A 9,656-nucleotide genomic window follows, 5' to 3' on the forward strand; every position below is an offset into this window, starting at 1 on the left:
AAAACGGAATTGCGGGCGGAAGTTCGCTCTTTTCCGCCGATGACCTATTCCTGAAGCACCCGATAATTGGCATATGCACGATTATGGATGTGCCCCAGGGAGTCAGCGGTGAGCGAAGATAGCGATCTTGAACGGACAGAACCTGCGTCGCAGAGGCGGCTTGAGAAAGCCCGCGACGATGGACAAGTTCCGCGCTCCACAGAATTGTCCACATTCATGGCCTTGATCGCCGCCGGCGCTGGCCTGTTGCTGATGGGCGGTCATCTCGGGCGGGAGCTGGCGAGCCTGATGAAAGACGGGATGATGGTGCCGCCCGAGATCGGTTTCAATTCCGGCTTGCTTACCGAGCGCATGCTCGACCAGTCTTTGCACGCCCTCCTTGCATTGTCCCCATTTCTGATTCTGATGTTCCTTGTGGCGCTGCTAGCGCCCATGCTGCTTTCCGGCTGGCTTTTTACCTGGAAATCCCTTACACCCGATGTCAGCCGGCTTAATCCCCTGAAAGGCCTGGCTCGCATGTTTTCGCTGAACAGCCTGGTCGAGCTGGTCAAGGCGCTCCTTAAGGCCACGCTGATCGGCACGATGGCGATCTGGACCGTCTGGCATCAAAAAGAAGCGGTGCTGTCACTCATTTCAGCGCCGCTGGCGGCAAGCGCCGGCCACATCGCTGAACTGACCATCATGAGTTTTATGGCCATTGCGGGAACCATGGTGCTGATCGCGGCGGTAGACGTACCGTTCAAGCTCTGGGATCACTATCGCAAGCTCAAGATGACCAAGGAAGAGTTGCGCCAGGAAAACAAGGAAACCGAAGGCGATCCGCACGTCAAAGCCCGCATCCGTGCCCAGCAACATGCCATGGCCAGAAAACGCATGATGAGCGAGATTCCCAAGGCTGACGTGATCGTGACGAATCCGACTCATTATGCGGTTGCCCTGAGGTACGAAGACGGCAAGATGCGCGCGCCAAAAGTTGTTGCCAAGGGCGCGCACCTGCTGGCGCAGAAGATCCGCGATATCGGTGAACAGCATCATGTGCCGCTGCTCGAAGCGCCACCGCTGGCCCGCGCCTTATACCATCACGCCGAGCTGGGAGATGAAATTCCACAGGCCCTGTACAACGCGGTTGCTGAAGTGCTGGCCTATATATACCAGTTGCGCCGCCACCGCGAATACGGCCAATCGAGCGGCAAGGCTCCGCTCCCACCCGATGCGCTGCCAGTACCGGCTGAAATGGACCCGGAAAATGCCGCCTCGCAGAAACATGAGAAAAACTCGAATAACCCATGAACTCGATTAAAAAACTGACTTACCTCTTCAGTGGCGCGAACGTGCACAGCCTGGCCGGGCCACTGCTGATATTAATGATTCTCGGCATGATGGTGCTGCCGCTGCCCGCCTTCCTGCTGGACATGATGTTTACCTTCAACATCGCGCTTTCCATCATGGTATTGCTGGTCAGCATCCATACGCTCAAGCCGCTTGATTTCGCGGTATTTCCCACGGTTTTGCTGCTTTCGACGTTATTGCGGCTGTCGCTCAACGTAGCATCCACCCGCATCGTATTGATGGAGGGCCATACCGGACCCGATGCGGCGGGAAAGGTAATCGAAGCATTTGGCCACTATCTGGTCGGCGGCAACTACACGGTGGGCATCGTGGTGTTCATCATTCTCGTGGTGATCAATTTTATCGTGATTACCAAGGGGGCAGGGCGCATCGCCGAGGTGGCCGCGCGCTTCACCCTGGATGCCATGCCCGGCAAGCAAATGGCGATCGACGCGGATCTGAATGCCGGCCTCATCGGCGAGGAAGAAGCCGGCAAGCGTCGCACTACCATCGCCCAGGAAGCGGAATTCTATGGTTCGATGGACGGCGCGAGCAAATTCGTGAGGGGAGATGCAATCGCGGGCATCCTGATCCTGATCATCAACGTGATCGGTGGATTGATCATCGGCACGCTGCAGCACGACCTGGATATTGCTACCGCGGCTAAAAACTATACCCTGCTCGCCATCGGCGATGGATTGGTTGCACAAATTCCCGCGCTCATCATCTCCACGGCGGCGGGCCTGGTGGTAAGCCGCGTGGGTACCGACGAGAATATCAGCAGCCAACTGGCGGGCCAGCTCTTTTCAAGGCCGCAGGTGCTGATCCTGACTGCGGCGATCATCGGCCTGATGGGCATGATACCCGGTATGCCCCACATTGCTTTTCTGCTGCTGGCGGCTGTGCTGGGTGGCGGAGCCTATCTGCTGACTCAACGCAACAGGCGGGCGGCAGTTCCCTCAGCGGCTGCGCCTGCTGCGCAACCGGAAGTCCAGGATGCGAGTTGGGATGACGTAATGCCGGTCGACATCCTGGGACTTGAAGTGGGATATCGATTGATTCCGCTGGTGGACAAGTCGCAGGATGGCGAACTGCTGCGGCGGATCAAGGGCGTACGCAAGAAATTCGCCCAGGAAATCGGGTACCTCCCGCCCCCGGTACACATTCGCGACAATCTGGAACTACGGCCCAACGGTTACCGGCTCACGCTCAAAGGCGTCGTGATCGGCGCGGGCGAGGTCAACGTCGGTCAATACCTGGCGATCAATCCGGGTACGGTATCCGCCAGTTTGCCTGGCCTCCTGACCAGCGATCCCGCATTTGGATTGCCCTCGGTCTGGGTCGACGCCAGTCAGCGCGAGTATGCCCAGACCCTGGGTTATACCGTGGTCGATGCCGGCACAGTCGTGGCCACGCATCTCAACCATCTGGTACATAGCCATTCGGCGGAATTGCTGGGCCGCATGGAAGTGCAGCAATTGCTGGACCGTCTCGCGAAGGATTCGCCCAAGCTGGTGGAGGATCTGATCCCGAAGCTGCTGCCGCTCTCCACCCTTCAGAAAATCCTGCAGAACCTGCTCGAAGAGAATGTGCACATCCGCGACATGCGGACTATCGTCGACGCGCTGGCGGAGCACGCCGTCCGAGTTCAGGACCCGCACGAACTGACCGCGCTGGTTCGCATCGCTTTAGGCCGCGCAATCGTTCAGCAGATTTGGCCGCAGCCAGGCGATTTGCAGGTCATCGCGCTGGATTCCGGATTGGAAAGGCTGCTGACACAGGCCCTGCAAGCCAGCCCGAACGGAGCCGGCATAGAGCCGGGGCTGGCCGATACGCTGCTGCGCGAAGCCTCCGGCGCAAGCCGTCGCCAGGAACAGGTAGGTCTTGTGCCGGTACTGCTAGTACCCGCACCGCTGCGAACACTGCTGGCACGGTTCCTGCGCCGTACCGTTCCGCAGCTCAAGATATTGTCACACGCCGAAGTACCCGATTCCAGCAACATTAAAGTCACGTCTATTCTGGGAGCCCGAGCATGAGCATCAAACGATTTTTTGGTAAAACAACCAGTGAGGCATTGCGCAAGGTTCGCGATGCACTTGGTTCCGACGGGGTAATTCTATCCAACCGCGCGGCGGATGGCGGCGTCGAGATATTGGCCTTGAGCAATAACGACATGACAGCCCTGATACCGCCGCCCGAGTCTGAAAAAGCAGAATCGGCGCCCCAAGTACATCGGGAACAGGAGGCAGACGAGTCCTGGTATCACAAGCAGGCGCTTCTTCCTTCGGCCAGGAAAAACGCCCTGAAGTATGCCCTTGAAGCTGATACAGACTTCAAAAACCTGGCTCGACCCGATACGGGTCTTTCCAATGAAAAACAAGCGCAATGGGCAGGCACGGCGGCAATTGCAAACGACAGGGTAACCCCGGTTCCGGCTGCTGAAACTACTCAAATGACGACACCGGTAGTACAAGCAATGCCGGATCCGGCAACCACTGGAAAAACCGCCCGATCTACAATTAATTCCGGCCCGGTGCGCGTGACGAACGATGCCGCCGTGCCGGATGTTTCCGGTTCCGGTTCCGCAAAGCGGGGCCGGAATACCCGTAAACCATCCGGCAAGGCAATTCCGGATGAGAATACTTCCAGTAAAAAGAATCCGCCTGCAATCGATCCCCTTCAAATGGCCGATGCGGTGGCCGCGAGTGTGCTCAAAGAGATCAGGTCGCTGCGCGGCACTATGGAACAGCAATTCTCCGCGCTGAACTGGAACAATCAGGAAAAACGCGACCCGGTCCATGGAGGACTGCTGCGCCAGGTATTGGCGGCAGGCTTCAGCCGTTCTCTCGCGCACAGTCTGCTGGAACAACTGCCTGCGGAAAATGCCGGAAAAGGCGAAAAAGACACGATGAACTGGATAAAAAACGTGTTGACTTCCAATCTCCGGAGCATTGGCGACGAACGCGAAATTCTGGAGAAGGGCGGTGTTTATGCGCTGGTGGGCCCTACCGGGGTGGGCAAGACAACGACTACCGCAAAGCTGGCGGCGCGCTGCGTGGTGCGCCACGGCGCGGATAAGCTTGCGCTGCTCACTACCGACAGTTATCGCATTGGCGGGCACGAGCAATTGCGGATTTATGGCAAGATCCTTGGAGTTACCGTGCTTGCCGTGAGGGACGCGCAGGACCTGAGCCTCGCCTTGGCTGAGTTGCGGGGCAAGCATATGGTTCTGATCGACACCGTGGGCATGGGTCAGCGCGACCAGATGGTAGCCGAACAGGTTGCGATGCTGGCAGGTTGCGGCACTCCGGTCAAACGGCTGCTGCTGCTCAATGCCGCTTCCAACCGGCATACACTCGACGAGGTGGCTCACGCCTATCAGGGGGACGGCCTGGCGGGTGCAATCATCACCAAACTGGATGAAGCGGTCACCATTGGCTGCGCGCTCGACACTGCAATCCGGCATCGCTTGCCGCTTTATTATGTAGCGGGCGGCCAGCGGGTTCCGGAAGATCTGGAAATGGCCGACTCCCGGGCTCTGGTGAATCGCGCGCTGGATAATCCACCTGCCGAATCTTCCTGCATCATGCCGGAGGATGCTTTCCCTTTGATCCTGACAGATCGCAATATCGGTGCGGGCAACCCGGACATGAGCGAGGTTCACCTTGGCTGAGCCTATCCATGACCAGGCAGAGGGACTTCGCCGCTTGCTGGTACAGAATTTTCTGAGTGTTTTCACCATCACTTCCGGTGGCACGGACACAGGCAAGACAACCACAGTTATCAGTCTGGCGACAGCCCTTGCACACAGCGGCAAGCACGTACTGGTAATCGATGAGAATGCGGGCGCCAATAACGTCAGCGCTACGCTGGGTATCAGCGCCCACCGTGATTTGCTCGATGTAATCCGGCGGGACAAGACGCTGGATGAAGTGATCATTCCTAGCCCCGAAGGGTTTTTCATCCTGCCGGCCGGGCGCGGTATGCGTGTTCTGGGAAAGCTGAGCGCGGACGACCAGGCTCATGTGATCGGCTGTTTCGAACACCTTGCTCAACCGATTGACGTAATACTCATCGATGCCGCACCGGGCCGATCCAGCCAGATGCTTACGGTTGCCCTTTCCACTCATGAAATCGTGGTGGTCGTTTCCCCCGATCCGGCTTCGATTACCACGGCCTATGCGTTGATCAAACATATCTGTGGTCATCATGAGGATAAGCAGCATTTTCACATAGTGATCAACAAGGCTGGAGCCGAGACCCAGGCGAAGATGATTTTCGACAACATGGCTGACGTAGCCAGGCGCCATCTTGCGGTTTCACTCGATTTCATGGGTTTTGTGCCGCAAGACGGCAAGCTTTGCCTCGGCCGGCGTGTAACCGGCGCAATTCCCGCCACTGCTTCAGCAGCCGCGTTCCGCCGGATAGCGGAATCGTTGGCCGAATGGCCCTGCCCGGATGACGAGGAGAGAGGCGTGGAACGCTTCATGAAATCCCTGTTGCTAAGCAGCCGGAACAACAGTGCCGACGCCGCCGCCACCGCCACAGGTGCGAGATGAGCCAGACGATGTATACCTCAGCCGGCGTAATCGATAAACAGCAGCATCTCGCCGAGTTTGCCCCACTCGTCAAACGCATTGCGCATCACATGATGTCCAGGCTGCCGGGCAGCGTGGAAGCGGATGATCTGATCCAGGTCGGCATGATCGGCTTGATGGATGCGCTGAATCGTTACCAGGAAATACCGGGAGCCCAGTTTGCGACATATGCGCAGCAACGCATACGCGGCGCCATGCTGGACGAATTACGCCAGATGGATTGGCTGCCGCGGGGGGCGCGCAGGAATATGCGTCAAATCGAAACGGCAATCAACGCACTGCAGCAACGCCTCGGCCGTGCGCCCACGGAACCGGAAATAGCCAAGGAACTCGAGGTGCCAATCGAAGGCTACCACGAGATGCTGCTGGATGCGCGAGGTGCGCAACTGATCCATTACGAAGATTTCTCCGATAGCGAAAATGACGATTTCCTGGAACGCAACTGCGTCGACACTAGCGGCGATCCACTGGCAAACCTGTTGAACGGCGACCTGAGGCAAGCACTGATCGGCGCCATAGGCGGCTTGCCCGATCGGGAAAAAACATTGATGGGGCTCTACTATGAACAGGAGCTGAATTTCAAGGAAATCGGCGCGGTTCTCGGGGTATCCGAATCCAGGGTATGTCAGATACATAGCCAGGCCGTTGCGCGGTTACGCGCCAAACTCAAGGAATGCGCATGGACTTCAACAGCATAATCGGTATTGCCATTGCTTTGATCGCCATCTTTGGCGGGCAGGCACTGGAAGGCGGCAATCTCGGCTCCCTTGTCCAGTTTACCCCGCTTCTCATCGTGCTGGGGGGTACATTGGGAGCGGTACTGTTGCAAAGCCCGGTGCGCCAGTTCGTACTCGGCATGAAGATGAGCCGCTGGGTATTTGTTCCGCCGCTACTCGACGTGGGTACATTGGTGGAGCATATCGCCATATGGAGCACCGCTGTCCGTAAGGAGGGCCTACTGTCGCTCGACACGCACGTGGAAGGTATTGATGATCCTTTCGTAAAAAAAGGATTGCAACTGGTGCTGGACGGCACGGATCCGCTGGTATTGAAGCGCATGCTGGAAGTGGAGATCGATACATTCGAAGATTTTCATCGGCAGGGTGCAAGAGTATGGGAAGCGGCGGGAGGCTACGCGCCGACCATCGGTATTCTGGGTGCGGTGATAGGTCTTATACAGGTCATGGAGAACTTGTCGGATCCGGCACATCTGGGTAACGGAATAGCCGTGGCGTTCGTGGCGACCATCTATGGCGTGGGGCTCGCAAACCTGGCATTCCTGCCCATCGCCAATAAACTGAAAACGCTCATCGGCCGTCAGGTACTGATGCGCGAAATGCTGGTGGATGGGCTGGTCGGCATTGCCAAAGGCGAGAACCCGAGACTGATCACCGGCCGCCTCAACGGGTATATGGCGTGACCAGAAATATGAATGAATATCGCCGTCGAAGAAGGCTGATATGCAGGGTAATGCATATTTTCATATAACAAAAAGCTGCTCATCCATAACCCCTATTTGAACTGAAATGCCGCGCAGACACAGACCGGAAGAGCATGAAAATCATGAGCGGTGGCTGGTATCCTACGCCGACTTCATTACCCTGCTGCTTGCACTGTTTGTCGTGATGTATGCAGCTTCCCGCTTGAATAACGGCCAGTATGACCAGGTGTTGGCGGGATCGTTTGTCAGTGCGTTTGGCGCGCAACCGAAGGGGAGCGATAAGGCAGTCCTGACGCCTGACGTCATATTGCCGAAGCGCACGCGGAAAACGGCTCCGATTATCGCTTCGAACCTCCCAACGGCGGATGATGAGCTCACGGTAAAAAAAGCACGTCGACTTGTGGAAGTGCAACGCCAGCAGAAGGACCAGATGGATATCATCGCCCGCGAAATCATGGCTGTATTCGGTTCGCTGGTGGACGATGGACAGGTGAGGGTAATCCACAGCAACCTGGGCCTGGGCGTGGAGATCAATGCCAGCGTATTATTCTCGCCCGGCCAGGCACTATTACGGCAGGAGTCGAGCAGAGTGATCGAGGCGGTGGCGCAGGTGTTGAAGAACGACAGTCATGCGATTCAGGTCGAGGGCCATACCGACAATATACCGATCGTCACCGAAAAATTTCCCTCCAACTGGGAACTGTCGGCCGTGCGTGCCAGCAGCGTGGTGAGGTTGATGATCGGCAATGGCGTGGATGCCACGCGGCTTACGGCAGCGGGGTATGGCGAAAATCGCCCTGTCGGACCGAACGACACGGAGGAGGGCCGTATGCGAAACCGGCGAGTCACAATCATGATCCTGTCCAGCCTTCCCGATATCTCGGCCGGGATTTTATCCGGGAATTCATCTGAGGGTTCATCCGACACTTCAACCGGGGCTTCACCTGATGCGATACCCGGCCTATCCGATACCGTACCTGCTACCTTGATAGACACCTGATTGGGTACGTTGGCCTGGTACGCCGCGCCGTATCTGAAGGCTTACTGATCGACTCAGCCCTCGCCAAGCTGGCGACCACCGAAAAACGACTGGGGTTGGCCATCCGAACAATACAGCCTCGCGTTTTGCCCGCCATGGGTCGAGGTCTGTAATACCGATATCGCCTGCTGGGTGTAGCGCAGGCGCTGACCGACAAGGATGCCGTTGATCTTGTTGAGCTGACTGGCTGTTTCCGCCAATTGAAGTAGTTCTTCCCACGCACCGACAGCGGCGGGGCAATCGCGTAAACCGTGTTCCATGCCGATGTGGTCTTGAGTATAGCCGAGCTTTCTCAACCAGTAGTTGCGCGCATCCGACAGTTGAGCTAATTGTTGGGCCTGGTGCGCTTTTTCGTTGGCAATTGCAAGCAGCAGGGATGTGCCCGGCTGCTGTAATGCAGCTTGCTCCCGGCGCAAAATATCGATGAAGTCCCGCGTCGCGTCGCGCTCGCGGCTGATGCAGGCAACAGGATCGAAAATACTGTTAGTCAAGTTAACCCTTCCCCCTATGGATCAGGTCGCGCACCGTGTCGAGCAAACCATCGGCGACCTTGCCGGGGTTTACGGTGAAGTGGCCCTCGCTGATTGCCCGTTTGATTTCTTCTACCCTGACGGCATCGAAAACTTCGACATTTCCCAATTTTTTTTCGATGCTTTGCAATTGTATGCTCAGTTGAACGCTATCTTTTCCGCCCACTGAAGCATTCTGGCTTTTTGAAGGCACGCCACCCACTGCCATTTGCCCGGGTTTGCCAGCGCTCGCCTCGCCGATGGGCTTGGTAGCGTTGGTTTTGATGCCATTTTCTATCTGCACGGATTTGCTCCTACAATTGATTGTAAGCAGTGTAACGGAGGTCTCGTAAGAAACTTGAGCTTTTTTGCCAGAATCTGTGGCATAACAGGTTCAACCTGAAAAGCCTTTTATCTCAGTGGCAAAAACCATCACACATTTGACCAAATTCTCATTGCAGTTCTATGATTCATCAATAGTTCACAGGATGGGTGAAGCAGTTCGTAGGATGGATGCAGCAGAGCATAACCCATCAAGTTCGTTTCATGAAAGCAATTTTCCAGCCGTGATAAATTGCATTATCGGCCCGGCCACAGTTTGCCATATAGGGCCAAACGCAAATTCTGATGGGTTGCGCTCTGCTGCACCCATCCTTGTATGATTGAAATTGTTCTGATTTTGATTGAAGGTGCAAGTAACATCATCAGTTCACTGGGGAAGCCGTCCCATCCTGAAGACA

Annotated in this window: 9 protein-coding genes; 7 read left to right on the forward strand and 2 right to left on the reverse strand. The window is 56.6% G+C overall.

All coding sequences use genetic code 11. The annotated features are described in order from the left end of the window. Positions 1-108 precede the first annotated feature (108 nt). The 7 genes from flhB to motD all read left to right on the forward strand — a co-directional run bounded on the left by flhB (position 109) and on the right by motD (position 8,368). Positions 109-1,290: a flagellar biosynthesis protein FlhB gene (flhB, locus tag BLP78_RS11930; RefSeq protein ID WP_090459483.1), complete on the forward strand. Its 1,182-nt coding sequence runs from the start codon at positions 109-111 to the stop codon at positions 1,288-1,290. After that, positions 1,287-3,365, forward strand: a complete 2,079-nt coding sequence (gene flhA / locus BLP78_RS11935; RefSeq protein WP_090459485.1) for a flagellar biosynthesis protein FlhA — start codon at positions 1,287-1,289, stop codon at positions 3,363-3,365. Before flhB ends, flhA begins: the two co-directional genes overlap by 4 nt. Continuing rightward, complete coding sequence (gene flhF / locus BLP78_RS11940) at positions 3,362-5,002, forward strand: flagellar biosynthesis GTPase FlhF (RefSeq protein ID WP_090459487.1); 1,641 nt, start codon at positions 3,362-3,364, stop codon at positions 5,000-5,002. Before flhA ends, flhF begins: the two co-directional genes overlap by 4 nt. After that, entirely contained in the window at positions 4,995-5,888 is an 894-nt protein-coding gene (locus BLP78_RS11945; RefSeq protein WP_090459488.1) for a MinD/ParA family ATP-binding protein, read from the forward strand. Before flhF ends, BLP78_RS11945 begins: the two co-directional genes overlap by 8 nt. Before the next feature lie 8 nt (positions 5,889-5,896). Beyond that, positions 5,897-6,625, forward strand: a complete 729-nt coding sequence (locus tag BLP78_RS11950; protein WP_090459490.1) for an RNA polymerase sigma factor FliA — start codon at positions 5,897-5,899, stop codon at positions 6,623-6,625. Continuing rightward, complete coding sequence (locus BLP78_RS11955) at positions 6,607-7,347, forward strand: flagellar motor protein (protein ID WP_090459492.1); 741 nt, start codon at positions 6,607-6,609, stop codon at positions 7,345-7,347. Before BLP78_RS11950 ends, BLP78_RS11955 begins: the two co-directional genes overlap by 19 nt. A 106-nt stretch (positions 7,348-7,453) precedes the next feature. Beyond that, entirely contained in the window at positions 7,454-8,368 is a 915-nt protein-coding gene (gene motD, locus BLP78_RS11960) for a flagellar motor protein MotD (protein WP_090459494.1), read from the forward strand. Positions 8,369-8,421: 53 nt separating this feature from the next. On the opposite strand, the gene BLP78_RS11965 is transcribed toward motD, so the two are convergent. Together BLP78_RS11965 and flgM are read right to left on the reverse strand one after the other, a co-directional pair. Next, on the reverse strand, positions 8,422-8,898 hold the full coding sequence (locus tag BLP78_RS11965) for a flagella synthesis protein FlgN (protein WP_090459496.1): 477 nt from the start codon (positions 8,896-8,898) through the stop codon (positions 8,422-8,424). Position 8,899: 1 nt separating this feature from the next. Next, positions 8,900-9,220 carry a flagellar biosynthesis anti-sigma factor FlgM gene (flgM, locus tag BLP78_RS11970; RefSeq protein WP_256330254.1) on the reverse strand — a complete coding sequence of 107 codons (321 nt, stop codon included), beginning with the start codon at positions 9,218-9,220 and terminating at the stop codon, positions 8,900-8,902. Positions 9,221-9,656 lie beyond the last annotated feature (436 nt).

Origin of the sequence: Nitrosospira sp. Nsp1 (genome assembly GCF_900100985.1) — a bacterium.
Taxonomy (GTDB): domain Bacteria; phylum Pseudomonadota; class Gammaproteobacteria; order Burkholderiales; family Nitrosomonadaceae; genus Nitrosospira.